The following is a 26,233-nucleotide window of genomic DNA, read 5'->3' as shown; positions in this document are numbered from 1 at the left end:
AACAAGTGTAAAATTATAGCGGTTACATCATATATAAAATAACATTTGTTAGAAAATACAGACTCTCTTTAAACTTTTATTGCTTACTCATAATAGGCTGGTTCTTGCAATTTAATTCCAGTAATATTTTTTCTTGCTTTTTTTTTGTTATAAAACATAAATTATGGTGAATATGATGATATAAATTCAGGAAAAACAAATGATTCTCTTATTAATGATATTAAAGATTTAAAAAATAAAGTAATTGAAAAATGAGGATTGAAAGATATTGCCGGTAAAGAGATAATACCAGCCATTTATGAAAAAATGAGGAAACTGCGGGTTGAATAGATTTTGTCGGAAAAGAGGTTATGCCTTGTATCTATAAAATAAATTATTGAGTCTTAAAATAGAAGCATATAACGATTAAAAAAGTATTCAGCTAAGGTTAAATGTCTTCTTAAATAACAGATACATAACCACTTATTCTATCATATGATTTTAATTTAAAGTATGAATATTAAGTGTGTGCAGTACTTATAAACAATTCGATAAAACTTAATGTAAAAAATTTATTTAAAAATAAATTATATTATTTAGAGGTAAAAAATACTTATAATTTATATTTTTGACATAATATTTTTTTAACAAATTAATAGATTATGAAATTTACTGTTTTTTTTTTATTATTTCTTATTGTACTTTCATCATGTACAAAAGGCGATGTTGAAACTTCCAATGAATCCGGAGTTGAGTTACAATACAAAACTTTAGCAGAAGAAAAAGAAAAACTTGAAACGGCAGTTGCTGTTTATGCTACTCAGGGAGAAGATATAACGGATAAAGTTATAATACCCAAAGAAGGACAGGTTTTAGATGCTAAAACCATTGTAAAAATTAAATCCATAGGACTATACAATCAGCCATATGAAGGAAATCTGTTGTTGGAAGGTAACAGAATTTCTTTAAACAGATTGAATAAGCTTTCGGCTGAAAGGGGAAATGTTATATCAGAAGTGGTTACGCTAGAATTGAGTATTTCTGAAACTAAAACATTTTTAGAAGTATTAGTGGTAATTAATCCGGATGTAGAAAAAAACCAACAAAATTATCATAATATTAATGAGCACAAAAGTAAAACTAAAAAAGATGATAGCCCTATAAAGCGCGGAGAAACTTTTTTAGGGCTTGGTTATGACGTTATAAACAGCTCCTATATTAACAGAGACGATGTAAAGCTTACCAGACCCGTATTAGATATAGATAAATTAAATTCAGTAAATGCTATAAACCAAACTCCGTCGTTTCAAACTTCCTGGAGTTCCAATACAGAAGAATCTTTAATTATTCTTCACCAAACAAGATATGCAAATGTTGGAGTTGAAATAGGACTACCTTTATTCAGTGGCGATTTTGGTGTAAAATACAAGCAAACGTATCTAAATAAACAAACCAATAAATATTCATATTTTAGAGCAGATCATAAAGTTTTAGAAGAGTTTCTGACAACATCAGATCCCGGTACCCTCAGAAAATATATTACCGATGATTTTTTAAACGGAATCATGCAATATAAAGCATCAGAAATACTTGATATTTATGGTTCCCATATCTTTATAAGATGCTATCAGGGAGGAAGCATAGAATCTTCATTTTCTTACTCCGGATCTGAAATAAAATCTACAAAAGAAATGGATGCACATGTTAAGGCTCGTTATAAGTTTATTACCTTAGAATCCACGTCAGGTTTTTCTAATTCTCAAGAAGATTTTAATAATAATACATATATTCATTTTGTAAGTAAAGGCGGAGGTAATTATAGTGCCACGAGCGAAGAGCAGTTTATGAATAGATATGGCGAATGGGTCAATTCAATCAAGGAAAATCCCGATTTATCAGGTATAGGTAATTTTAATAACTCCCTACTGCCTATATGGTTGATTATAAATTTTGTAGACCCGGGGAAAGCAAAAGCGGTTGAAGATGAATTTAATAAAAGGCTAAATGATAGGAAAAAAGGGATAGTTAATATCCAAAACTTCATAAATTTTATCAGAGTATGGGAACAAAATGATGTTCCTAGAATACCGGAGCCTCCTCTGACAAACTATGTAATGGGGCGTATTTACAGAACTGAAAATAAAGATATCTTGGATGCAAATAGAGGAGCCAAAGGTGTTTATATCCGATTAGGTTATAGATTGTCACCCAAGGAAAATGATAATCAAATTCCTATTGCAGATATTGTAATTTTGCAGAATAATAATTCAACGCCCAATGGATATGAAAAAATTGATTTTGATCTAAACAGAAATACTAAGAAAAAAGGTGAACGTTTATATCTTGCATATCGAAGAGTGAATTCAACAGATAAAGAAGCTATTGATTACATAGGAGCTCATTATGGTAAAAATCCCCCATCAAGAAATTTAGATTTAGGTTGGTCATGGGTTATGTTGTATAATAATGGACAAAGAAATGAATGGGCTGATTTAAACAGAGGTGCAAAGGGTGATTATATTTATTTAACCGTACATAAAACAAAATTTAAATAAATTATGCATATTTTAGATTATATAAACTGAATAAAAAATTAAAACATTACTAATTAACGAGATGCTTCTCAAAGCATCTCGTTATATTTTAAACTAAGTAATTATTTATTATATAGTAATTCCTAAATTCTAACTTCATATTTTTCACGATTATTTCAATATAAAGGCAATATACTGTATCTAAATAGAGATCAATGTAAATTATATGAAAGCCGGCTAATCAAATTGTATCTATATATAGTTATACACAAAAATAGATTTTTAAAGCTACGCTTTCCTTTATCTTATAAAAGGTAAGCTATTGAATTTTTAGTATAGCCCTACATAAGTTTCAACAGCCTTCGAACTAAAAAAGTTAACTGATAATTTAATCTTAAATTTTTTAATAATCAAATATATAGGATAAATAACTTTTATTATTATCTCTTATTATTATTTATGTTTGGTTTATTTGTATTTGTTTTGTATATTAGTTTACTAATAATAACAATATAAAATAAATAACTATGAGAAAATTTAGCCTTTATTTTTTACTTATTTCGCTATTGTTTACAGCATGTACGGAAGATATAGTAAATGAACAAATCAGTGAATCAAATGCTCAGCGAATAATGGGCAGTACCGCATTAAAAAAAACGGATTTTTACATAAACCTTAATTCGGCTGGTAACTATGTAGATTTGGAAGTGAAGGCCCATAAAACTTCCAACACCAGCCAATTAAATTCCAATTATACCATCGAATGGTTTATAGTTGATGATTGGGGGTGGTTAAAATACGCTTTTAACTATGAATATAAATTGTTATCTGTTAATAAAGCAGGTAAATATGGAAAACTTTGTTATGCAGCCCATCAGGGCGATTATTATAAATATAATTATGCCGGATATAAGGCAGAATATTTGTATTACGTAAGAAACAATACCCAAAGTCGTTTTATAATGCTAAAGTCTCCTGAAAATCCTTCAGAAAACAGTGCTGCAATGTTTATTATTCCTATTCGTGCAAAATTAACTCCAAAAAAAGGAGGTGCGGTCTTAACCTATGATATTGGTTTGAGATCTGTCATTTGGGGAGGTATAATATACAGTTATAATTGGGATTATTCCACTGTAGGCCAGTAGAAAACAAATAATAAATAATAATAAATAACAGTTTAGCTGCAATAAAGAAAATAAAAACAGGCTCACCCGAAAGGGTGAGCCTGTACTATCTAAGAAAACTATTAGTTAAACATTTCCAGCGGAACCAGAGAAAAAATAAATTTCTTTTTACGAAGCTGTAGCCGTAAAAAACAACGATCCATCTCCCATGATTGGGTATGCATATTATATACGTACGTTTCGTTGCAGTAATTTATATATTCCATAAGGTTACACAAACTTTTAAAAATATAGCCGGAAAAATTGCAACGTCCTTTTTCTGAGAATGTACACATTAGGGAAGCCTCCGGAAATTCAATTTCCATTAATTTATGTACTTCCTTAGTATCAAAATACTCAAAAGTGCAGGATTCCTGCTCTTCAAAAGTGCTGCGTATGCTTTCCCGGTATTGTCCGTGTATAATTCGGGCATAGCCAAGTAAAGTTGCAAAACGCTGTGCTATATTTGGGTCTTTACAATTTATACTCATGATAAGTTACTTTATTTTTTACCTGTTGTCCCCGAACAGGAAGTCAGTTTATAGAAAATACATAAAAACAAAGGGACGTTATGTCTGCACCTCTATAGCTATATCATTCATATTCAGGGCAACCTATAAATACAATTCCACCAAGGCTAAATTCGTACGGCAGATTCTTGCACGGTTTTATCCATGCCCGTCTGGTAAGGGCACGATAGATAAAAGAAATAAAGAAACAGCCGGCCAGTAGTTGATAAATGCTTTTCACACAATTATTTTTCCTTAAGCAGAGCCCTTGTGCCCGACATAAAATTTACTATAACCATCAGTTTTAGTGTCAAACACTGTTTTAAGTATTACGTATCATTTATGTTATTTTTTCAATATATAAAATAGTTTTATAATTACTTTACAAATATATAAGATAAAATAAAACTTCAGAAATTTCTTTTTTGTTACCTTTAGCTTTAGAATAATAAAAAATAAGAATTTATCTTAAAAAGGTTATTTTTGTAATATCAAAAGCTGTACACGAGTAAGAAAAAACAGAAACGAAGACACCCGCAGATGAAAAAGTCCATAGCCTATCTTCCCAAACGCAAGCAGGAAGATATCAATAATCTGGTAACCGAAATACGTAAGAGACTTCCGCAGGCGGAAATGATTATCCTGTATGGAAGTTATGCAAGAAATGAATATGTAGACTATGATGAACGCATAGAATTTGGTATACCCACTTCCTATATGAGCGATTATGATATCCTGGTGGCTACTCACCATATATCCGATAAAGATGCCGGACGCATTCTGGACCAGGTAGACGATAAATACTACCGAAATCCCGAAAAACAAACACCCGTACAATTTATAAACGACGATATAAAAAAGCTGAACAAAGATCTGGAAGAAGGACGATATTTTTATACCCAGATTAAACAGGAAGGAGTCGTTTTGTATGATAGCGGGAATTTTAAGCTGGCCCGAAGAAGAAAGCTCCGGTACGACGAAATACAAAAACAGGCACAGGAGTATTTTGAAGAAAAATTTGAAAGTGCGGGAAGAAAGCTTGGAATGGCACAACTAGCTCTTGGAAAAGAATGGTATAAAGATTCAATATTTAATCTTCATCAGGCTTGTGAGAATTGTTATTACGCGATACGGTTGGTTTTTACCCTTCGGAATAATAAACAGCACAATCTGGCCAAATTATCTTCCTCAGTAAAAAAATATTCCGAAGAACTGGCTAAGGTTTTCCCTCTACACACCGCAGAAGAAAAAAGGTTGTTTCATTTAGTAAAAGCCGCGTATGTAGAAGCCCGTTACAATCCGGACTTTGTAGTTACCAAAGAGGATATTGATGCGCTGATTCCGAAAGTAAAATTGTTGATGGATATAACCAAACAGATTTGCGAAAAGAAGATTAAAGAATACGGGGAGATGGTATAGTAACAGTTGTCCGTAAATTTCGACATAGGGCTACTGGCAAATTGGGTAAAGAACTATCAATTCAGGAAAAAAAGTATGTACCGTGGCAAAGACATTCATTATAGAAGGAAGCCGGATAGAGGATATACCTTCATTTTACCGGGAAATAAACCGCCTCTTTATGGTCAATGAAGACTGGCAAGTGGGAGAGAGTCTGGATGCTTTGAATGACTTGTTTTACGGGGGGTTCGGAGAAATGAAAGGAAATGAACCTATACACCTTATCTGGAAAGATTTTGAGAAAAACAAACAGGATTTAGGAAAAGAAGAAACTAAAGCATATTACCAGCAAAAACTTAATTCGCCAGCTTTGTATAACATTCCTTACATACAACAAAAGCTAAATGAGCTGGAAAACGGAACAGGACCTACCTATTTCGATATTATATTGGAAATAATCACTGCACACCCCAACATCCAACTGATACAAAACTAAAAATAGGTGAAAATAGGTTTTCGTACTCTTTAGATAAACAGGTCTTAACAAATGAAACCTCAAACGCTATTTTCCAATAATTTCTTCAATAGGCTCATTTGGAAATAATAAACAAACTTTTTTAGAACTTCAAAGCAAATAAATAACGAGAATATATGATCTCAAATCGTCATGTATTTCTTTATTAAAAAGTATATGTATTGGGGAAATTTAAGGATTAAATATATAAATAATTTACTTATAATCAATAAATTATATTAAAAGAAAAGAGCGTAAGTAAAAGATTATAATAAAAATTTTAATTAAACAAAACTGTATATCCTATTATGAAAATACCAAATATAGTATTGAATATAATTCCAAAAAGTAATGTTTTATAAATAAATTGTATTCTAGTGTTTTTTGTGGTTTTAAATACCAGATAAAATATTGCTGGTAATATAAAAGACAGGAAAATAAAATTCAAAAAATGATTTAAAACTTCTATATAAAGAGTTGAGATACAAATAATGGAATACAGAATGCCTGAAAATATCTCTTTTTTGCTGACCTGATCGCATTTTATCCAAATATAACCCATCATTGAGGCTAAAATAATACTAACTAAAACAACACTTAAAATTAAAAAAGGAAATAGAATCATAATATTTACTAATCAAAACAAATATATGATTTAAAATATAAGCTATCTTGATAAAGATATAAAAAATTAACTAAAAAAGAATAATCTGCTATTTTGTAAAATAAATTAAAAAAGTTTGATTCAGAATTTTACTTTTGGAAATTTCCTTAAATCCAGTAACTCATTTGATTAAAATTAATGCAACTTCTAAATTAAATGTAATCTTTGTTTACGACTATTCGGGAAAGGAAATAAAAAGACTTCGTACCGTTCCAAATAACGAGATTAACGTGAAGGATCTTGCCTCAGGCGGTTATATTTTAGCTATACAAACCCGTCAGGGAATCGTTATGAAGAAGTTTATTAAAAGTAATAGAAATACAAACTATTAAAGTTAAAAACACTTTCGATTGGAGTCGGAGGTGTTTTTTTCTCTAATACAAAAATTCAAATTTCATTATTTCATACAGATTGAAATAATCCGGTTGGAACGCAGATAAAACAAAATGTTGAATGTACTCTTTTTCATAATTTATCGTGTTAAAATTAGTTACAAACATTCCTGTTTCCTCTGTAAAACGGTGATTTACTATTGACTAATTAATTATAAATCAATGACCTATAAGCATAATTGTTATCACTTTTGGAATTTTGAAAAGTGGTAACGATTTGGTAACGGAAACTGACAAAAAAACGTCTTTTTCGAGTCTTTTTCTTGTCATACAAAACACAAAAAAAATCGCATAATACATTGATTTTTTGCGATTTATCATCAAACCTGAGTAGGTTTGTCATTCTTAAAGTGGTTCCACCTGTATCGAAATCAATATATTGATATATAACTATATACACTAATAAGTACCTTAAAACACCAATTTTAATTATTTTTGTACTACTATGGAGTATCGTGGATGTATGTGGGTTTGAGCATCAATTTAATTTAGCCTATTTTATAGAATTAATAGCTTGGATAATTTCATAGATACATCTTTGAAGATTACTTTTTACTTCTTTGCTCCAAAATCTTAATATTTTCCAGCCATTATCAGTAAGATATTGATTTACTTCTTTATCTCGATCTATATTTCTGCTTATTTTTTTGTACCAAAATTCCTGATTGGTTTTTATTCTAAATTTTTCTGTTTCCCAGTCTTTACCGTGGAAAAACTCACTATCAACAAAAACAGCAATTTTTTGTTTTTTGAAAACTAAATCAGGTTTTCCAAAAATTGTTTTGTCATTTTTACGGTATCTATATCCCAGATGCCACAAAGCTTTAGCCAGACGAATTTCATCCTTACTTCCTATTGCTTTGATTGCTCGCATATTTTTTGAACGTTGTTCAGGTGTATGGACATCCATATGTTATAAACTTGTTATCCCAATTCTTGAAATGTGACTTGCATATTTATTACCCAGCATATCCATTATTTCTTTTTTTAATATAAAAAGTACATTGCCTAATTTTAAATCATTAAAGTTTGAGGAAAATACATAATTAAGATTTAGAAAAATATTGTAATCATTTTCTTCATGATAGAAACAACATCCACCTAAATGATAGCAAAATTCAGGTCTACTTTTTAAATTTAGATCTTTATCTAAATCTTTATTCAGATTGTTGCATAGAACTCCTAAAATATATTTATTAATTCTTGATTTATTATTGGAAAAATCGCATGAGGCACTTATTTCTATAGCAATTATTTTAGAGTTGTTTAATATTTCTGATTTACGTTTTTTTTGTGTTTCATTTCCTTCCTTAACAGCAAGCATCTTACTTACCCAAGTTTCAGTATTTAAAATATTAAGTGATTTTAATGGTTCAATGGAATGTTTATTAATCTCAATTACACAACCTCGAAAGTTTTTAGTTTGATTTGTATACTTTTCGATGTGGTATAAAGAATTCAATTTGTTTTCAATAGATTTTTCTTGAATAACTAAATTTTTACAATCTGTTGATTGATTTAATTTTGTTAAGATTTGTAACCAATCCAATGTATTCTCACTATTAATTAGTTCATAATTAATAATTGGTAGAAGACCTTCATATATTGCTTTCTGATTATTTTCTTTTGCATGTTGACATCCTAAAGTGGATGAGGCAATTTTTGATAGTATTATATCAAGATTTTCAAAAAAAACTGTACTTTCTCCCCAATTTTCTTCTTTAGGGATAATTTGATATAATCTATTTATAGTTTCTTCACCTGATTTTCGACAATTTTCCTGCAAATTAAATAAAAACTTTATCTTCTCATTCCCATTCAATAATTCTAATATTTTATCGGATAAATTATTCTGTTCTCCATTATTATCAGCGAATGGAGTTTTATCTATACAATCAATAAAAATAGGTGACGCTGTATCTGAATAACCTCTATCAGGATCACTTATATAAAGTTTAAAAGCATCTGCAATTTTACTGTTTGCCGTCCAGAAAATTAAAACATAGGGACCATTATTTTTAGAAATATATTGGTTAATTGCATAAGCCAAATCATTAAATACAGAAGTGTTTTTTTCGAGTATCTCTTCATTTGATTCATAATCGGCATCTACTACCTTCTCTGTAAGATTGATATCAAAAAAAGCAATTCTTACTTTTTCAAGTGGAGAATCGTATGAGGGATCATATACAAAGGTTCTGCAGCCTAAACCATTTTCAAAAAAAGATTTACCTAATATTTCTAACTGTGCAGGAATGTTATCCACAATTATAATTTTGTTTTGTTTTTCCAACATATTTTGATAATTATTTGGGGAATACTAATGCAATACAGGCACCAATATAAATTGGAGGAATATCTAAATCTGAGCTGTCAGGAAAAAGCAATTTACCACCAATCATATTCATTACTAAATCGGCAAAATATAATCCTAATCCCATACCTCCCTCTTTTTTGGTTTTAAAAGGCTGAGTTAAATATTCAGGTTCAGAAGAAAATCCAGGCCCATTATCAGCTATAATAATAGCAAAACCTTCAAATGTTAACAAATCTGTTCCTATATAGATAGCAGGTTTATATAGATTATTTTGAACTTTAATCAAATCTAATTGAGTTCGTGTCCAGTAAATAGCATTATCAATTAAATTTGATATTGCAGAAATCAAAAGATTTGTTGGAACCTTAAAATTAAAATCTTTGTTTTCTCCTGTTAAAACCGGAGATGAAAAGATTATTTTATGAAAATTAAATCGATTTTCATTTCTTCTTTTAGCTATCTCTATTACTTTTTTAGCAGTAGATAAAGAACTTTTATTTTGCCTTAATATAGGAGATAGACTTTCTAATATTTGGATAAGATTTCGTACCTTATCTTTAATTTCTTCTATATTTATATTATTAGTACTCAGATCTGCGTTAATAAACCTGATTTCTCTCTCTACTTCGTGAAAAGCAACACCCAGATTGAGCCCGGTCATACCAGAATTAACCATAATATCACGCATTTCAGTATAATCTTTATCAACACGAATAAGTAATGGTTTTAATTCCTTCTCTAGATTTTTATCTTTAATCTTATTTTCCAGTTCTTTTATAGTTTCTCCAAATCCCACTTTTTTAACAGGTCGGGTTTCCTCTAAAAAAGCTTCAATCAAATCTTTATCATTACTAGCTTCTCTTTCAAAGAAATTAAAAACTTCTTTTACTAATAGCTGAAATCTGTTAAATTCGGTATTATCTATAAAGCCTTCACGGTTTGTTTTTTCAACTAATCCATCATTGCTGGATTTTAAATCAAGATCAACAACACCGATAGTAACTTTTTTTCCAAAATGATCTCCAGCTCTTTGGATTTTATCTAAATCAAGTCCTAACCAATCATCATATGATTCTCCATAGTTGTAAACCCGTATATTATCCCGAAAAATTTTAATTCCTGAATTATCTTTAATAAATTGTTTAACAGCAATAATCTGTCCTCCAAAGTTCATTTTTAAAAGAATAGAACTTTGATTAAACACATAGAATTTACCTTTAATAATACCAATATCAAGCAAATCTTTATTTCTTAAGAATCTATTATATTCCTTTTCACCATCAAGATCTTTATATAATTCACCAATATGAAAATTTGTAGTATCAGTATTTCTAGAGGATCTTTTCAGAATACTTGTTTGGAGTGGCGGATTAAATGAATATCTCCATAGAAATTTAGCAAAATCATCTGATGTCCCTTTACTTGGTTTTATTTTGAAATTAAATTGATATAAGCTATCACTAAGAATATCATTACTACTGGTGACTTCTTTTATCCATTCGTTATGAAAATCATTTGCTTCAATTTTTATGATAAATTTGGGATTAGGATTAAAAGGATTCTTTATGTTATCAATTTTTCTGACTAAGTCTTTTAATGCTTTTTTTGACCATTTTTTTGTTGTTAGTTTATCTAAAATAATTCTTGTTCCTTGCCCTTTTTCAAATAATTGTTCTGCAACAGTTTCCACATTCACTTCAAGATCTTGTATATATTCTTTTGAAGCTATTAATTCCGCCCAATCTATTGTTAAACGACTTGAAAATATTTCTCCTTCTGCTTGGGTCTCTAAAGTTATTCTTTTAGCTAATTTATGTACAGCTAATCTTCCAACTCCTTTATTTCCAAATGATACTCGATGGAATTTTTTGCTTTCTTTTCTGTTTTTCCCTCTTTTAAAATCAGTACCAATAGTAAGCCATACATCCTGTATAACTTTGTTAGTCATTCCGTGTCCATCATCCTCAATAATTATTTGCTGATCTGACTGATTAAGATTTATAAATTCTACTGTTACCTCTTCTGCATCTGCATCATAAGCATTTTTAACCAACTCAAAAATAGCAAGACTATCACTACCAATTAGCTCGTCTCCTAAAAGACTTAAAATATGACTTTTGGCTTTTATATTATGTTTGTTAATATTACTCATAATAATTCTTTCATTTTTTTAGCAATAGCATAAGCCATTAACGGTGGTACTGCATTACCAATTTGTTTAAATGCTGCTGAGCGGGAACCTTCAAAATAAAAATCATCCGGAAATGACTGTAATCTTGCTGCTTCTCTTACTGAAATAGAACGGCATTGTTCCTCATCAGGATGTATATAATAATGACCATCTTTTGCAATATGTGCCACCACAGTATGAGAAACTCCTGTGCCATTAACAACCTTAAACCTGTCAATAAATGAAGATTCGTTTTTATGTGTTTTAAGTTCTTCTGGTAAGTCAGGATATTTTAATCTTATTTTTTCATTATTCCACTTCTGAATGGCTGTTTTGTATATTGCTAGGTCCCTTTCATTATGAGGGCGTGATATATGCTGCGTTAAAAAATCAATTCCGTTTCTTAATTCAAACTTTTCAAGATTACTATTCTTTAACTCTTTATAATTCATATACTGATAACCTTCACCCGGTTTTAATTCCGGTAAGTCCTCAAAAGCTTCATTAACAGTGTATTTTTTCTTTACTTTATCAAAATCCGGAAAGCCAAAATCTGACTCCTTTTTCCAACCAACAATAATAATTCTTTTTCTTGCCTGTACCACTCCGTAATCTGAAGCATCCAGCATTTCGTGATATACCTCATATCCTAACTTTCTGAAATACGCTTTTAAATTTTTAAAGTGTTGCCCTTTATTTGCGCTCAAAATTCCCGGAACATTTTCAAAAACAAACGCTTTAGGGTTAAATTCCTTTAAAAACCTGCCATACTGTATATATAGTTTATTTCTAGGATCATTTTCTATATTTTCTTGAAATCGACCTAAAAGAGAATATGCCTGACAAGGAGGCCCTCCAATTATTAAATTAATTTTCTGATTTTTTTTATTAATTTTTCTAAAAATTTCTTTTATAGAATTATCATCTATCTCAACATTTATGATAGAATCCAGAATTTCATTAGGTATATTCTTGTAAAATTCTTCTCTTGAAATTTTTCCTCTGATATAACTATAATATATTTCTAATTTATTCTTTGATTTAAGATAATGATATGCTGCTCTCGTTTTTATCGTAAAACAGGCTTCTTCATTCATTTCAATATGAGCAATAGGGTTAAATCCAGCTCTTATAAAACCTTCAGACATTCCAGATGCACCAGCAAATAAATCTACAAAATTCATTAATTTTTGAATGTTTTTAACTTCGGAAGTTAAACAATATTTTTTATATGTAAAAGTAGAATATTATTTTTTATCTTAAAATTGGTATCACTATAGTATATTGTTTTGTTAATTAGTTAATTATATGAACAATTTACAATTATTCAGCCTCCAAAAACTGCAAGGAAAAAAGTTATCACATATCCCATTATTTTATTCACCTGTTTGTCATAGTAAATTACTTTTACCATGTCTTCTGGGAATTCGTCCCAGTCCATAATTACATCGCCCCTTTCACCCTCTGTAAGCTTATGCATCCGGTATAATTTAGATTCATTATTATTCTTAAAGGAATTCCTGCTGTAAATCCATGTTTCTTTTTTATAGACTTAGCACTTAGTTGTTCAATCCTCTTCATTGTAAAAGATATTCTGGTTAAGAGTTTTTAAATTATTATTTCTATTGTAGATGAATTTATGTCGTTATTTAGACTAATTTTATTATTTTCTTTAATATTTTTATCAGTCTAATGCTTACTATGAAAAACAAACACTTTACCAAAAGAACAGAGATTTATTAGAGATGTTTGAAAAGGTTTTTATTGAGAAAGTTTAGGATGAATATTAAAAAAATACAGAAAGAAACATTACAAGGGAAAGCTAACCAAAAAAGAAATCATTTTAAGAAGAAAAATAGATATTGCAGAAAGCTATCCGCCTGGTACGTATGAAAAGTTGTTATGTTGCTAATAAAAATTCAATTCATTGTCTAAAAATAAAAAACCTGTACGTTAAAATACAGGTTTTAAATAATTTAAATTTCAAAAAGTGGTCCCACCTGGGCTCGAACCAGGGACCACCTGATTATGAGTCAGGTGCTCTAACCAACTGAGCTATAGGACCAGTGCTGATTAGCGATTGCAAATATACGCCTTTTCTTTAATTCTCCAAATCGTAATTAAAAAAATACTTGATATTTTTTAACCATAACTATCTTTTTTGCTAAGAATCAGTAAAATAAAAGTAATAAAAAATAAGTGCTCTGTTAACTATTTTTTGTCTTATCATTTCCAAAAAGTGATTAACACAATAGATATAAGAGCTAAGAACAATCCAAAATAATTACGGGAAGACATCTTTTCCTTAAAAAAGCAAATTCCGGTAATACTACCTAAGATAATAACGCCCAAGTTCATCGTAGCAAAAACCATAGAAGGATTATGCTTTAAAGTCTGGTGAGCTTTCAAATAAAACAACACATTGCCAAAATTAAAAACACCTACCGCTAAGCCCCAAACCAGAGAAGAAAGGTTAAATTTTTGTTTACTAAATGCTAAAATAATTACTCCGGTTATAAAAGAACCAACGAAAATAAAAAAAGTAGATGTAGTAAAAGAAATTTCCTGATTAGCAGCTATCACTTTGTATAAGATACTTATGACCCCCATACCAAAGAAAATTAAAACAGGCAAGAACCATGAATATATACCCTCGGATTTGCTTTTCCGGCTTTGATAGAAAATAAAAAAGATAGATATAAAACCTAGGGAGAGGCCAGCTATTTTTTTCCAGGTAAAATCTTCTTTAAAAAAGAGAAAAGAAGCTACGAGAGTTAATAGTAAGGAAATTCGTTGGGCAATATCTGTACGTGCAATTCCAATGTGTTTAATTGATAGTCCAATAAGAATAAACATCACAGGCATAAGAATACTCATAAGGATATAAATGAGCCAGGGTGCTTGGCTATAGTTAATAGTAGTTAACGAAGGATGATATATAAAATAGCAAAACAGTGCAGAAAAAATGTAATTATAAGTAATAACTGGAAATAAGGACTGAGATGCAGATGATTTGGAACTGAAAATTTTTAAGATTATGGAAACTCCGACATTAAACAGTACACTGATAAGGACTTCTTTCATAAAATAACAGTAAAATTTAAAATAAAGGCAAATAAAAAAGCAGTGCCAGAAAACACTGCTCAATTACTTATATAATATAAATTATTTTCCTAAATACGATTTCAGAATTTTACTTCTGCTGGTATGTTTTAATCTACGAATAGCTTTTTCTTTGATCTGACGAACACGTTCGCGGGTTAAATCAAAAGTTTCTCCTATTTCTTCAAGAGTCATTGGGTGTTGGCCGCTTAGCCCGAAATATAGACGGATTAAATCAGCTTCCCTTGGAGTAAGAGTAGATAGAGAACGTTCAATCTCAGTTTGTAAAGATTCCAGCATCAGGTCTCTGTCCGGACTTGGTGATTCTCCGGAGCGAAGTACATCATACAGGTTGGAGTCTTCCCCTTCAACCAAAGGAGCATCCATGGATAAATGACGTCCTGAGTTTTTCATCGATTCTTTAATATCCTCTTCGCTCATATCAAGCACTTCACTCAGCTCAGCAGCTGAAGGAGCCCTTTCATGTTCCTGCTCTAAATGAGCAAATGCCTTGTTTATTTTATTAATGGAGCCGATTTTGTTAAGAGGTAATCTAACAATTCTGGACTGTTCTGCTAAAGCCTGAAGAATAGACTGACGAATCCACCATACCGCATAAGAAATAAATTTGAACCCCCGGGTTTCATCAAAACGTTTGGCCGCTTTAATTAATCCCAGATTTCCTTCATTAATTAAATCCGGTAAGCTCAACCCTTGGTTTTGATATTGTTTTGCCACAGAAACTACGAACCTTAAATTAGCCTTGGTCAGCTTTTCCAAAGCAACTCTGTCTCCAGCTTTGATGCGTTGGGCTAAATCAACCTCCTCATCCGCTGTAATTAAATCTACTTTTCCGATTTCTTGTAAATACTTGTCAAGAGATGCAGTTTCTCTGTTTGTTACCTGTTTGGTAATCTTTAGTTGTCTCATTCTTTTTAAAATGCTTTTTTTTAAATGTATCTAAAAAATTAAACACAATGTTACCCTAAAGAGTAGAAGAATAAACCAGTTTTCTCTACCCATACATATCATATACGAAAACAAAACACAAAAGGTTACAAAATTTTTTTTATTAAGAATATTTGGAATAATCTTAGTAAATTGCGGTGAAAAACTTTTTTTTAAATCAAAATAAAATATAGCTAAATAGAATGACTTTAATCCAACTTCAATATGTATTAACTGTTGCAGAACATAAAAATTTTACAGTTGCCGCAGAAAAAGCTTTTGTAAGCCAGCCTACGCTAAGCATGCAGATTCAGAAACTTGAAAAGACCCTGGGAGTTGAATTATTTGATAGAACGACCAATCCTATTAAAATTACCCCGATAGGAAAAAAAATTGTCAACCAGGCAAAAATTATATTGCAGGAAGCAGGAAAATTATCCAAAATAGTAGAAGAAGATAAAAAAAGTATGAACGGTACCGTAGTAATGGGTATCATTCCTACGATAACCCCAACCTTGGTACCGTTATTTTATAAAACCTTCAGAAACAAATATCCGGAATCCGAATTAGTCATAAAAGAACTTAAAACGGAAGATATTCTGAAAGGGATAAAAGAAGGATATATCGATTTCGGTATAGCAAGTACACCACTGGATGAAATGCAAATTATAGAGCGCCCTATGTACAGGGAACCATTGGTTGCTTATGTTTCTCCTCAAAATAGTGCTTTGTACAAAGAAAAAATATTAGATACTGATAAACTTGATTTCAATTATCTTTTAATGCTCGAAGAAGGTCATTGCTTCCGAGACGTGGTTTTGGATCTTTGTAAGCATAAAGAAGCTATCAATTCCAATATAAAGCTAGAAGGCGGTAGTTTTTCAACCTTAGTGAGCCTGGTAAATGAAGGTTTTGGTTTTACCATACTTCCTTTACTGGAGTCCGAAATTTTATCAGAAGTAGATAAAAAAAATGTAAGATATTTTACTGCTTCTCCATTCAGGGAAGTATCGCTAATATATTCAACAAACCAAATAAGGACTACCTTTGCAGATAAGTTTATAGAGCTGGTAAAAAGTATACTCAGAGGAAAATTATTTTTAGAAGAAAAAACCGAAAACAAACCTCAAATCAAGGTGATATAACAATAATTAGGTTCTCTGTGTAAATAAAGTATTGCTCAAATACATATTGTAAATACAGAGCTTGAAGTAAAAAAGTATGTTTGATTGTCAGATCAAACATACTTTAATTGTATATATATACATTAACTAAAAATTTACAAGGTTTGGCTTATAAAAACAGGTTCATTATCTTTGCAGCTGAATAATAATCTTACTAAACTACCGTGTTTTTTATCTTGAATAATTCAGGAGCAGACCAAATGAGCGGAAAGATTATACTTGATTAAAAAATATATCATTAAACAACAACAACTTAACAGATAGAATTATGATAGAAACCGATATACTGATAATAGGGGCAGGTCCTACAGGTCTGTTTACAGTTTTTGAAGCAGGCTTATTAAAATTAAGATGCCATATTATTGATGCACTTCCCAATATAGGAGGGCAGTTAACAGAGTTATATCCAAAAAAGCCTATATTTGATATTCCTGGGTATCCTACCGTTCAGGCAGGTGAGCTGGTTCAAAACCTTCACGAGCAAATCAAACAATTTGAACCGGGATTTACTTTAAATGAAATTGCACAAACTATAGATAAGCAGGAGGACGGTACTTTTATCGTTACCACTGACAAAGGAACCCGGCATCACGCAAAAGCGGTAGCTATTGCAGCCGGACTGGGAAGTTTTGAACCTAGAAAACCTCAGATTGAAAATATTTCTGATTATGAGGAAAAAGGAGTGGAATATTTTGTGAAAAATCCAGAACAATTCAGAGGTAAAAAAGTGCTTATTGCTGGAGGAGGAGATTCTGCATTGGACTGGAGCATTTTTCTGGCAAACATTGCTGCGGAGGTTACTCTTGTTCATAGACGAAATGAATTTAGAGGTGCTTTGGATTCCGTAGAAAAAGTTCAGGCTTTAAAAAATGAAGGTAAGATCAATTTAATTACTCCGGCAGAAATAACCGGTATAAAAGGAGACGGAAAAGTTGAATCTTTAGTAATAGAACAGGAAGGTACTGTTTTTGATAAATCTGTGGATTACTTTATTCCTTTATTCGGACTAACACCTAAGCTAGGACCTATAGCCAATTGGGGACTGGAAATTGAAAAAAATGCCATTAAAGTTAACAACGCATTAGATTATCAAACTAATGTAGAAGGCATATATGCCATTGGCGATATCAATACTTATCCCGGAAAATTAAAGCTTATTCTTTGTGGTTTCCATGAAGCGACACTTATGTGTCAAAGTATTTATAACAGAGTAAATCCGGGAAAAAAATATGTACTAAAATATACAACCGTAGGAGGAGTTCAAGGTTTTGACGGAACTGTAAAAGAAGCGGAAAAAGCGGTTGTAAAATCCATAGAATAAATTTTATATGTCAGATGTAAAGATTACTATCATAGACAGGGAAGGAAATAAACACGAAGTGGAAGCACCTACCGATATGTCTATGAATTTGATGGAAGTTATACGTGCCTATGAACTGGCTCCTGAGGGTACTATCGGTACCTGTGGAGGAATGGCAATGTGTGCTTCCTGTCAGGTATATGTGCTAAACGAAAACCAGCCGCTTCCTGAAATGGGAGACGAAGAAGAAGCTATGTTATCAGAAGCCTTCAATGTCAAAGAAAACAGCCGTCTTGGTTGCCAGTTAGCTATAACGGAAGATTTAGAGGGGCTGGAAGTGGAAATAGCTCCGGAATATTAATTTCTATGGAGGATCTTTCAGTAGTAAAATATTTTTTAGATGAAAAGGTAGAACAATATAACCATGTGGAATTCATAGAGCCGGATCCGGTGAGTGTTCCACATGGGTTTTCTTTGAAAGAAGATATTGAAATCTCAGGATTTTTAGCAGCTACCATTGCTTGGGGAAATCGTAAAAGCATACTTAAAAGCGCAGGTAAAATAATAAAGTATTTGGACAACCAGCCGTTTGATTTTATCATGAATCATACTCCGGCAGATTTAAAAAAAATACAGGGAAGCGTACACCGTACATTCAACTCTGACGATTTGGTTTTCTTTATAAAATCACTTCAAAACATATATGTAAATAAAGGAGGGCTTGAAAAAGTATTTGCTGTCAAAGAAAATGAGGTTAATACGTATCATGCTTTAGAACGTTTCAGGAACGTTTTTTTTGAAATAGAGCATTCATTGAGAACACGTAAGCATATAAGCAGTCCGGCACGTAATTCTTCGGCCAAGCGACTGAGTATGTTTCTTAGATGGATGGTTAGGAAAGATAACAAAGGAGTTGATTTTGGCATTTGGAACAGTATTAAACCGTCTCAATTAGTTTGTCCACTGGATGTACATTCGGGAAACACAGCGAGGATGCTAAAATTGTTAAACCGTACACAGAATGATTGGAAATCTGTTTTGGAATTGCAGGAAAACCTGGTAACTTTAGACAAGGAAGATCCTTCCAAGTATGATTTTGCCCTTTTTGGATTAGGGGTATTTGAACAATTTTCTTCCAATAAATAAAAATAAAGAATTGTTAAATTATAAAACATTAGCCAAATTTATTTAAAATAGTATAAAAGATATTTGAGTTTATAAGAACATGTTTACTTTTTACTATAAAAATAAAAATATAATTTTTTATTTTTGAAGTTTGATATTAATATATATATTAGTAACGAATTTATAAGTAATATTTACTCAACTTATAAATTAAGTTTATAAATTTGCATTTTTCACGTAATTTTAGATATGAATATACAGGATATAAAACAAGATTGGATAGACCAATTTGAAAAACCGTTGATTATTGCTGGGCCATGTAGTGCAGAAAGCGAAAAACAAGTAATGGAAATTGCCGAACGATTGGACAAAGATTATGTTCAGGTGTATCGTGCCGGTATCTGGAAGCCAAGAACTAAACCAGGAAGTTTTGAAGGGGTAGGAGCTATAGGTCTTAACTGGTTAAAAAGAGTTAAAGATGAGTTCAACATGCTTACAGCTACAGAAGTAGCAAATGCTTCTCATGCTAAATTAGCATTAGAGTTTGATGTTGATTATCTTTGGATTGGTGCACGATCTACGGTTAATCCTTTTACTATGCAGGAAATTGCAGAAGCATTAAGAGATACGGATAAAGTGGTTTTAGTAAAAAATCCGGTAAATCCAGATTTGGATTTATGGATTGGAGGACTGGAAAGACTGGCAGCTCAGGGTATTAAAAATTTAGGAGTTATCCACCGTGGATTTTCTTCACACAATAAATCTAAATACAGAAATAATCCGCAATGGCAGATTGCTCTTGAATTGAAAGATCGTTTACCGAATATTCCTATTATAGGAGATCCTTCTCACATAGCAGGAAGAAGAGATTTAATTGCAGAGGTTGCTCAGCAGGCTTTCAATCTTGAGTATAACGGATTAATGGTAGAAACACACTGTAACCCGGATGAAGCATGGAGTGATGCTAAACAGCAAATACTTCCGGAAACTTTAAAAGACATTCTGGTTGATATAACCTTACGTAAAAAGAATGATTCTTCTGATGTTTTTTCTACTAAGTTAAACAGATATAGAAATGAAATTGACGAATTAGATAACCAATTATTAGGATTATTAGCTTCCAGAATGGATGTAGCTAAAAAAATCGGTAATCTTAAAAAAGAACATAACGTAGCCATTTTTCAGCCGGATCGTTGGAATGTACTTAAAAAACTAGCAATTCGTAATGGTACCCGTATGGGATTATCTGAAGAATTTCTAGAACATTTGTTAGTTTCCATTCATAAAGAATCGGTAGACTTACAGAACGAAATTATGGATAAATAAAAATATATTTATACAGATATAGTTAAAATGCATCCTTATGTGATGCATTTTTTTTATTTTTGAGAGATGAAGCAGGCCCTGGTCACAAAATCAACGGGAAGTTGGTACCTTATAAAGGATATATCCACAAATGAAGTTTATGAGGCTCGTATTCGTGGAAAATTTAAAAAAGAAAAAATAAGGAATACCAATCCTTTAGCAGTGGGAGATAAGGTTGAGTATGAACTGGAAGAAACTTCAGTGGCATGGATTACAAAAATTTATCCAAGAAAAAACTACCTCATTCGAAAATCCGTTAATCTTTCTAAAGAAACCCATATACTTGCGGCAAATATAGATTTAGCCTGTATCATATTCACCACTCGAAATCCTCAAACATCCTTAGGGTTTTTAAATCGTTTTCTAATCACTTGTGAAGCTTACGAAATTCCAGTTCTTCTGGTATTTAATAAAATTGATTTATTAACAGAAAATGAAAAGGAGGAACAAAATGAAATTATCGGTATTTATAAAAATATTGGTTATGATACCCTGGAAATTTCTGCAGAAAAAATGATTAATATAGATAAACTGAAAGAAAGGGTTAAAAATAAAACAACCGTATTTTTTGGTCATTCCGGAAGTGGAAAAAGTTCAACCATTAACTCGTTGCAGCCTGATTTATCATTGAAAACAGCTTCGGTATCCGGATATAATGAAAAAGGGAAACATACTACAACTTTTGCTCAGATGTATGATTGGAGTTTTGGCGGAAGTATTATTGACATACCGGGAGTGAAGGAATTTGAGCTGGTAGATGTGAAAAGAGAAGAACTTCAGGATTATTTTCCTGAAATATTCAAAGAAAGGGAAAATTGCAGGTTCAGTAATTGTTTACACATCAACGAACCACACTGTGCAGTTGTTAAAGCGGTAGAAGAAGGGAGCATATCGAAGAAAAGATATCAGAATTATCTTAAAATAATGGAAGATTTAAAATAATTCATAAAAATAAAAAAACCGGCAATAAAGCCGGTTTTTTCATATCTAATATCGAGAAATTAGTTTACACCTCCTCCTAAAGCTTTATATAGATTTATAGAAGCCTGAAGTTGCTGTAACTTATCATTAACCTGACTTAGTTTGGCACTTAGCAGATTTTGTTCTGCAGTTAAAACCTCAGTATAATTAGCACTGCTGTAAATCAATAACTCTTTGGTATAATCAACTGAATTTTGAAGAGAAGCAATTTGAAGTCCTCTGTTGGTATCCTTACTTTTTGCTTGTTCATAAGCAAAAAGAGCATTAGAAACTTCAACACTGGAATTCAATACTGAATTTTTGAAATTCAATAAAGCTTCTTCTTGTGCAGCCTGATTGGCTCTTAGCTGGGCTCTTAATTTCCCTTGATTAAAAATAGGCTGGGTTAACCCTCCAACAACACTTGCAAATAAATTAGAATAATCAAAAAAGTTATTCAGATTTTTTAAGGTTGAATATCCAGCGTTTCCTGTAAGAGTGAAGGAAGGATACATTGAAGCCTTAGCAACATTGGTGTTTTCAAATGCAGCCCGGTAGGCATATTCATACATCATTACATCCGGTCTTTTAGATAATAGCTGAGCGGGAACACCGTAATCCATCTGGGTAGGTATAACCTGTTGACCCATAGATGATCGGGCAATAGTACTCGGCGTACGTCCTAAAAGCAGACAAATTGCATTTTCCAAAGATTTAATGTTTTGTACTAAATCAGGTACACTCACCTGTGTGGAATAAAGTAAAGCTTTACTTTGTTCTACAGCAGCTCCCGTAACAATATCTGCTTCCTTTAAGTACTCCATAGTTTTAACGTTCTCTTCCAGAAGCTTAATTGTATTATTGGTAATTTTCAACTGCTCATCTAAAGCTAAAAGAGAATAATAATTATTAGCTATGTTAGATACCAAAGAAGTCTGAACAACACGTTTGTATGCATCACTTTGTAAATATGTTGCCAATGCAGCTTTTTTAGCACTGGTTATTTTGCCCCAAACATCAAGTTCCCAGCTGGCAGAAGCCCCTAACTGAAATACTTCCGTATGGGTTCTTAAACCAAAACCTTGTGTGTTATTAAGCTTGCTGCTTGTATAAGAGCCATTAGCGCTTAACGTAGGCAGATATCCTAATTTAGCAGAATACAAACCCGCTTCTGCCTGCTTAATCCTAGCAACAGCTATTTGTAGATCGTAACTGTTCTGCAACCCTTCATTGATCAGATTTTGAAGCTCTACATCTTTAAAGTATTCTCTCCAGGGAATGTCAGCAATAGTGGTACTATCTTTAATCTCCATATCCCTGTACAGTTTATTATCTGTAATTTCTGGCCTTTCGTATTTGGCAGTTACGCATGAAGTTAGCGCTCCTGCCAGAATTAATACGGTAATATATTGAATTGGTTGGATTTTCATTCCTTGTCTTTTTATAGTATTATAATATTTCGTCATCATCGTCATCATTAGAATTCCCTTGAACTGTTGCAGGTTTACTGGTAAATCTTTCCTGTAAACTTTGGAAAACAACAAACAGCATAGGAGTTACAACTAAACCGATAAGAGTCCCTATAAGCATACCTCCGACAGCCGCAGTACCAATGGAACGGTTACCCACAGCACCAGCTCCGCTGGCTATCATTAACGGTAATAGACCGAATATAAATGCAAATGATGTCATCAAAATAGGTCTAAGACGGGCTACAGCACCATCAATAGCTGCATCAATAATAGACATTCCATGTTCTCTTCGCTGAACGGCATACTCCACAATTAAGATAGAGTTCTTAGCTAATAATCCGATAAGCATGATTAAACTAATCTGCAAATAAATATTATTGGTGATACCAAATATTTTAGCAAAAAGGAAAGCACCTGCTAACCCGATAGGTAAAGAAATAAGAATAGATAGTGGTAAGATGTAACTTTCGTATAATGCTGATAATAAGAAATATACAAATATCAAACACAATAAGAAAATATATACAGTTTGAGACCCACTATTTTGAACCTGTTCTCTGGACATACCTGAGTATTCAAAAGAGTATCCCTGAGGGAGAGTTTGAGCTGCTACTTCATTGATCACTTTAATAGCATCTCCGGCACTATATCCCGGATTAGGCTGTCCGTTTACAGGCATGGATTGGAACATGTTAAAACGTTGAAGAGATTGGGGGCCGTAAACTCGTTTTAGTGTAATGAAACCGGATATAGGAGCCATCTCACCTGAACTGTTTCTTACATACATTCCATTTAAATCCTCAACATTTTTTCTATATTTAGGATCTGCCTGAATCATTACCTTAAATTGTTTTCCAAATTCATTATAATTGGATGCATACAATCCTCCGATGTATCCTTGTAATGCACCTAAAACATCAGTAACAGCAAGGCCGGCTTGTTTAACCTTAGCAACATTTACATTGATTTCATATTGCGGGTAGTTAGGGTTAAACGATGTAGTGGCATACATAATTTCTGGTCGTTGGTTTAAAGCTGCAAGGAACTTACCACTAGCTTCATAAAATTTCTGAATACTACCACCTGTACGATCCTGTAACTGGAATTCAAAACCATTGGATAAACCAAATCCCTGAAGGGTAGGAGCTCCGAAGAAGATTACTCTACCACCTTGTATGTGTCCGGTTTTCATAAACAATTGTTGTACAACGTCACCAATTTTAATGTTCGGACGTTCATTCCAAGGTTTCAGTTTTATTAATACAACTGCATAATTTCCACCGACACCACTAATGAAACTGATACCATTCAGCTGGGCAATATTATTAACTCCGTCAATACCTTTAGCTATTTCATTTACCTGATTGGCTATAGCTGTTGATTGTTCTAGCGTAGATGCCGGAGGCAAGCTGATATCACTTAATATAAATCCACTATCTTCCTGTGGCACAAAGTCGGTAGGAGTGGTTTGCATAAGAAAATACAAGATTCCGCAAAATCCTAGTATAATAGCAAATACTACCCATTTGGCTTTAGATGTCCAAACCAATACTTTTTTATACTTTTGAGTCATATTATCAAAAGCACCATTGAATCCATCTTTCAATTTTTGTACAAAACCTGTTTTATGCTCATCGCTGTGAGGTTTTAGGAATATGGCACAAAGAGCTGGACTCAGCGTTAATGCATTAACGGCAGATAGAATGATAGAAACGGCAAGAGTTAAACCAAATTGTTTATAAAACACCCCTGAAGTACCTCCGATAAAACTAACCGGAATAAATACGGCAGCCATTACTAACGTTATAGCTATAATAGCCCCGGCAATTTCATCCATTGCATGCAATGAAGCTTTTTTAGCATCTTTCATTCCTCCTTCCAGTTTTGCATGCACCGCCTCGACGACCACAATAGCATCATCCACCACAATACCAATGGCAAGAATCAAAGCGAAAAGAGTAAGGATATTTATGGTAAATCCGAATACTAATAAGAAAAAGAAAGTTCCCACAATTGCAACAATTACTGATATCGCAGGTATTAAAGTTGAACGTAAATCCTGTAGGAATACCAGCACCACAATAAACACTAAGATAAATGCTTCCACTAAAGTATGTAGTACTTTGTCAATAGAGGCGTCCAGGAAGTCATTGGCATTCATCATAAACACAGTTTCAATACCCGGAGGAAATGAGCTTTTCGCTTCATCCATTGTTTTTTCAACCTCTTTGATAATTTGCTGAGCGTTAGAACCTGCAGTCTGTGCAATAGATATTACTACAGAAGGATATCCGTTAACAGTAGAAGTTACCAAATAACTTTCCGATCCAACTTCTACTTTAGCAACGTCTTTTAAACGTAATACATCACCATTGGGAAGGGATTTAAGAACCATATTCTGAAATTGCTCGGCACTTACCAATCGCCCGGTATATTTCAAAGTATATTCAAAGGTCTGATTACTGTTCTGACCCAGGGTACCCGGAGCTGCTTCGATATTTTGTTCAGCTAATATTCCGGAAATATCAGTGGGGGTAACTCCATAAGTAGCCATTACATCTGGTTTCAGCCATATTCTCATTGAGTAGGTGTTTGAACCTCTCGCCTGAGCATCTCCTACACCGGTAATACGTTTTATCTGTGGAAGTATATTGATGTTGGCATAATTCTGAAGAAACTTCTGGTCGTAATTTTTACTTTTACTGATTAATGCCATAAACACAATATTACTACTTTGTGTTTTTTGTACAATTACCCCGTTTCTGGTAACCTCAGCTGGAAGTAAGCTATTGGCTCTGGCAGCAAGATTCTGAACGTTTACCGCTGCAATATCAGGGTTTGCATCCTGTTTAAAATAAACGGTTATGGAAGCACTCCCGTCGTTTCCAGCACTGGAAGTCATGTAAGTCATATTCTCAACCCCATTGATTTGTTCTTCCAATGGGATAATTACACTTTTCATAACCACATCAGCATTAGCTCCAGGATAGTTAGCGGTTACCTGTACAGTAGGCGGGGCAATTTCCGGATACTGTGCTACCGGTAGGGATATAATTCCCAAAATTCCCAAAATCACAATTATAATGGATATAACTGTGGAAAGAACGGGCCTTTCAATAAATATTTTAAGCATTTTT

The 26,233-nt window shown here is 32.3% G+C and carries 22 protein-coding genes and 1 tRNA gene; 11 read left to right on the top strand and 12 right to left on the bottom strand.

Features of this window, described 5'->3' with window-relative positions:
• Nucleotides 1-641: 641 nt before the first annotated feature.
• Complete coding sequence (locus tag EQ921_RS04575) at nucleotides 642-2,534, top strand: MAC/perforin domain-containing protein (protein WP_128330766.1); 1,893 nt, start codon at nucleotides 642-644, stop codon at nucleotides 2,532-2,534.
• A 506-nt stretch (nucleotides 2,535-3,040) separates the two neighbouring features.
• Complete coding sequence (locus tag EQ921_RS04570; RefSeq protein WP_128153022.1) at nucleotides 3,041-3,658, top strand: hypothetical protein; 618 nt, start codon at nucleotides 3,041-3,043, stop codon at nucleotides 3,656-3,658.
• A gap of 101 nt (nucleotides 3,659-3,759) precedes the next feature.
• On the opposite strand, the gene EQ921_RS04565 is transcribed toward EQ921_RS04570, so the two are convergent.
• Both EQ921_RS04565 and EQ921_RS14735 read right to left on the bottom strand, forming a co-directional pair.
• Entirely contained in the window at nucleotides 3,760-4,167 is a 408-nt protein-coding gene (locus tag EQ921_RS04565; protein WP_128330765.1) for a hypothetical protein, read from the bottom strand.
• 103 nt (nucleotides 4,168-4,270) lie between these two features.
• Nucleotides 4,271-4,426, bottom strand: a complete 156-nt coding sequence (locus EQ921_RS14735; protein ID WP_164875315.1) for a hypothetical protein — start codon at nucleotides 4,424-4,426, stop codon at nucleotides 4,271-4,273.
• Nucleotides 4,427-4,725: 299 nt separating this feature from the next.
• On the opposite strand from EQ921_RS14735, the gene EQ921_RS04560 reads away from it, so the two are divergent.
• The 3 genes from EQ921_RS04560 (at nucleotide 4,726) to EQ921_RS04550 (ending at nucleotide 7,093) form a co-directional block, all read left to right on the top strand.
• Nucleotides 4,726-5,604, top strand: a complete 879-nt coding sequence (locus EQ921_RS04560; protein ID WP_128330764.1) for a HEPN domain-containing protein — start codon at nucleotides 4,726-4,728, stop codon at nucleotides 5,602-5,604.
• Between the two features lie 82 nt (nucleotides 5,605-5,686).
• Nucleotides 5,687-6,079 (top strand): ribonuclease inhibitor, encoded by a 393-nt coding sequence (locus EQ921_RS04555; RefSeq protein ID WP_128330763.1) that lies wholly within the window; start codon nucleotides 5,687-5,689, stop codon nucleotides 6,077-6,079.
• A gap of 777 nt (nucleotides 6,080-6,856) precedes the next feature.
• Nucleotides 6,857-7,093 carry a T9SS type A sorting domain-containing protein gene (locus EQ921_RS04550; RefSeq protein WP_164875581.1) on the top strand — a complete coding sequence of 79 codons (237 nt, stop codon included), beginning with the start codon at nucleotides 6,857-6,859 and terminating at the stop codon, nucleotides 7,091-7,093.
• A 553-nt stretch (nucleotides 7,094-7,646) separates the two neighbouring features.
• On the opposite strand, the gene EQ921_RS04545 is transcribed toward EQ921_RS04550, so the two are convergent.
• The 8 genes from EQ921_RS04545 to EQ921_RS04515 form a co-directional block, all read right to left on the bottom strand.
• A complete protein-coding gene (locus EQ921_RS04545; RefSeq protein ID WP_128330761.1) occupies nucleotides 7,647-8,063 on the bottom strand; it encodes a very short patch repair endonuclease in 417 nt (138 codons plus the stop codon).
• Between the two features lie 3 nt (nucleotides 8,064-8,066).
• Nucleotides 8,067-9,449: a hypothetical protein gene (locus EQ921_RS04540; protein ID WP_128330760.1), complete on the bottom strand. Its 1,383-nt coding sequence runs from the start codon at nucleotides 9,447-9,449 to the stop codon at nucleotides 8,067-8,069.
• Nucleotides 9,450-9,459: 10 nt separating this feature from the next.
• The gene (locus EQ921_RS04535) at nucleotides 9,460-11,622 is read right to left on the bottom strand and encodes an ATP-binding protein (protein WP_128330759.1); all 2,163 of its coding nucleotides are present in this window, start codon (nucleotides 11,620-11,622) and stop codon (nucleotides 9,460-9,462) included.
• Nucleotides 11,619-12,824, bottom strand: coding sequence for a DNA cytosine methyltransferase (locus EQ921_RS04530; protein ID WP_128330758.1), 1,206 nt, complete (start codon nucleotides 12,822-12,824; stop codon nucleotides 11,619-11,621). The genes EQ921_RS04535 and EQ921_RS04530 overlap by 4 nt, the downstream gene beginning before the upstream one ends.
• Nucleotides 12,825-13,083: 259 nt before the next feature.
• Nucleotides 13,084-13,221, bottom strand: a complete 138-nt coding sequence (locus EQ921_RS14730; RefSeq protein WP_164875580.1) for a hypothetical protein — start codon at nucleotides 13,219-13,221, stop codon at nucleotides 13,084-13,086.
• A 410-nt stretch (nucleotides 13,222-13,631) separates the two neighbouring features.
• Nucleotides 13,632-13,705 (bottom strand) — tRNA-Ile (locus EQ921_RS04525).
• 161 nt (nucleotides 13,706-13,866) lie between these two features.
• A complete protein-coding gene (locus tag EQ921_RS04520) occupies nucleotides 13,867-14,724 on the bottom strand; it encodes a DMT family transporter (RefSeq protein WP_128330757.1) in 858 nt (285 codons plus the stop codon).
• An 81-nt stretch (nucleotides 14,725-14,805) separates the two neighbouring features.
• Nucleotides 14,806-15,672 carry an RNA polymerase sigma factor RpoD/SigA gene (locus EQ921_RS04515; protein WP_128153005.1) on the bottom strand — a complete coding sequence of 289 codons (867 nt, stop codon included), beginning with the start codon at nucleotides 15,670-15,672 and terminating at the stop codon, nucleotides 14,806-14,808.
• A 221-nt stretch (nucleotides 15,673-15,893) separates the two neighbouring features.
• Here EQ921_RS04515 and EQ921_RS04510 point away from each other — a divergent pair, with 221 nt between their 5' ends.
• The 6 genes from EQ921_RS04510 (at nucleotide 15,894) to rsgA (ending at nucleotide 21,606) form a co-directional block, all read left to right on the top strand.
• On the top strand, nucleotides 15,894-16,835 hold the full coding sequence (locus EQ921_RS04510; RefSeq protein WP_128153004.1) for a LysR substrate-binding domain-containing protein: 942 nt from the start codon (nucleotides 15,894-15,896) through the stop codon (nucleotides 16,833-16,835).
• A 307-nt stretch (nucleotides 16,836-17,142) separates the two neighbouring features.
• Nucleotides 17,143-18,195 carry an NAD(P)/FAD-dependent oxidoreductase gene (locus EQ921_RS04505; protein ID WP_128330756.1) on the top strand — a complete coding sequence of 351 codons (1,053 nt, stop codon included), beginning with the start codon at nucleotides 17,143-17,145 and terminating at the stop codon, nucleotides 18,193-18,195.
• 7 nt (nucleotides 18,196-18,202) lie between these two features.
• Nucleotides 18,203-18,535 (top strand): 2Fe-2S iron-sulfur cluster-binding protein, encoded by a 333-nt coding sequence (locus EQ921_RS04500; protein ID WP_128153002.1) that lies wholly within the window; start codon nucleotides 18,203-18,205, stop codon nucleotides 18,533-18,535.
• A gap of 5 nt (nucleotides 18,536-18,540) precedes the next feature.
• Entirely contained in the window at nucleotides 18,541-19,320 is a 780-nt protein-coding gene (locus EQ921_RS04495; protein ID WP_128330755.1) for a TIGR02757 family protein, read from the top strand.
• A 228-nt stretch (nucleotides 19,321-19,548) separates the two neighbouring features.
• Nucleotides 19,549-20,625 (top strand): bifunctional 3-deoxy-7-phosphoheptulonate synthase/chorismate mutase type II, encoded by a 1,077-nt coding sequence (locus EQ921_RS04490; RefSeq protein ID WP_128330754.1) that lies wholly within the window; start codon nucleotides 19,549-19,551, stop codon nucleotides 20,623-20,625.
• A gap of 66 nt (nucleotides 20,626-20,691) precedes the next feature.
• Nucleotides 20,692-21,606 carry a ribosome small subunit-dependent GTPase A gene (gene rsgA, locus EQ921_RS04485; protein ID WP_128330753.1) on the top strand — a complete coding sequence of 305 codons (915 nt, stop codon included), beginning with the start codon at nucleotides 20,692-20,694 and terminating at the stop codon, nucleotides 21,604-21,606.
• A 59-nt stretch (nucleotides 21,607-21,665) separates the two neighbouring features.
• Here the strand turns inward: rsgA and EQ921_RS04480 are convergent, their stop codons facing one another.
• Both EQ921_RS04480 and EQ921_RS04475 read right to left on the bottom strand, forming a co-directional pair.
• Nucleotides 21,666-23,054, bottom strand: a complete 1,389-nt coding sequence (locus EQ921_RS04480; RefSeq protein WP_128330752.1) for an efflux transporter outer membrane subunit — start codon at nucleotides 23,052-23,054, stop codon at nucleotides 21,666-21,668.
• Nucleotides 23,055-23,073: 19 nt separating this feature from the next.
• The gene (locus EQ921_RS04475; protein ID WP_128330751.1) at nucleotides 23,074-26,229 is read right to left on the bottom strand and encodes an efflux RND transporter permease subunit; all 3,156 of its coding nucleotides are present in this window, start codon (nucleotides 26,227-26,229) and stop codon (nucleotides 23,074-23,076) included.
• Nucleotides 26,230-26,233 lie beyond the last annotated feature (4 nt).

The organism is Apibacter sp. HY039 (assembly GCF_004023655.1).
Taxonomy (GTDB): Bacteria; Bacteroidota; Bacteroidia; order Flavobacteriales; family Weeksellaceae; genus Apibacter; species Apibacter raozihei.
Note: the sequence above shows the minus strand (reverse complement) of the source record. Positions and strands in the feature narration are given on the sequence as shown.

What these genes read in the sequence shown, in the direction of transcription:
- EQ921_RS04575 (WP_128330766.1), top strand. Translation starts at nt 642, where the DNA reads ATGAAATTTACTGTTTTTTTTTTATTATTTCTTATTGTACTTTCATCA.
- EQ921_RS04570 (WP_128153022.1), top strand. Translation starts at nt 3,041, where the DNA reads ATGAGAAAATTTAGCCTTTATTTTTTACTTATTTCGCTATTGTTTACA.
- EQ921_RS04565 (WP_128330765.1), bottom strand. Translation starts at nt 4,167, where the DNA reads ATGAGTATAAATTGTAAAGACCCAAATATAGCACAGCGTTTTGCAACT.
- EQ921_RS04560 (WP_128330764.1), top strand. Translation starts at nt 4,726, where the DNA reads ATGAAAAAGTCCATAGCCTATCTTCCCAAACGCAAGCAGGAAGATATC.
- EQ921_RS04545 (WP_128330761.1), bottom strand. Translation starts at nt 8,063, where the DNA reads ATGGATGTCCATACACCTGAACAACGTTCAAAAAATATGCGAGCAATC.
- EQ921_RS04540 (WP_128330760.1), bottom strand. Translation starts at nt 9,449, where the DNA reads ATGTTGGAAAAACAAAACAAAATTATAATTGTGGATAACATTCCTGCA.
- EQ921_RS04535 (WP_128330759.1), bottom strand. Translation starts at nt 11,622, where the DNA reads ATGAGTAATATTAACAAACATAATATAAAAGCCAAAAGTCATATTTTA.
- EQ921_RS04530 (WP_128330758.1), bottom strand. Translation starts at nt 12,824, where the DNA reads ATGAATTTTGTAGATTTATTTGCTGGTGCATCTGGAATGTCTGAAGGT.
- EQ921_RS14730 (WP_164875580.1), bottom strand. Translation starts at nt 13,221, where the DNA reads ATGAAGAGGATTGAACAACTAAGTGCTAAGTCTATAAAAAAGAAACAT.
- EQ921_RS04520 (WP_128330757.1), bottom strand. Translation starts at nt 14,724, where the DNA reads ATGAAAGAAGTCCTTATCAGTGTACTGTTTAATGTCGGAGTTTCCATA.
- EQ921_RS04515 (WP_128153005.1), bottom strand. Translation starts at nt 15,672, where the DNA reads ATGAGACAACTAAAGATTACCAAACAGGTAACAAACAGAGAAACTGCA.
- EQ921_RS04510 (WP_128153004.1), top strand. Translation starts at nt 15,894, where the DNA reads ATGACTTTAATCCAACTTCAATATGTATTAACTGTTGCAGAACATAAA.
- EQ921_RS04505 (WP_128330756.1), top strand. Translation starts at nt 17,143, where the DNA reads ATGATAGAAACCGATATACTGATAATAGGGGCAGGTCCTACAGGTCTG.
- EQ921_RS04500 (WP_128153002.1), top strand. Translation starts at nt 18,203, where the DNA reads ATGTCAGATGTAAAGATTACTATCATAGACAGGGAAGGAAATAAACAC.
- EQ921_RS04495 (WP_128330755.1), top strand. Translation starts at nt 18,541, where the DNA reads ATGGAGGATCTTTCAGTAGTAAAATATTTTTTAGATGAAAAGGTAGAA.
- EQ921_RS04490 (WP_128330754.1), top strand. Translation starts at nt 19,549, where the DNA reads ATGAATATACAGGATATAAAACAAGATTGGATAGACCAATTTGAAAAA.
- rsgA (WP_128330753.1), top strand. Translation starts at nt 20,692, where the DNA reads ATGAAGCAGGCCCTGGTCACAAAATCAACGGGAAGTTGGTACCTTATA.
- EQ921_RS04480 (WP_128330752.1), bottom strand. Translation starts at nt 23,054, where the DNA reads ATGAAAATCCAACCAATTCAATATATTACCGTATTAATTCTGGCAGGA.
- EQ921_RS04475 (WP_128330751.1), bottom strand. Translation starts at nt 26,229, where the DNA reads ATGCTTAAAATATTTATTGAAAGGCCCGTTCTTTCCACAGTTATATCC.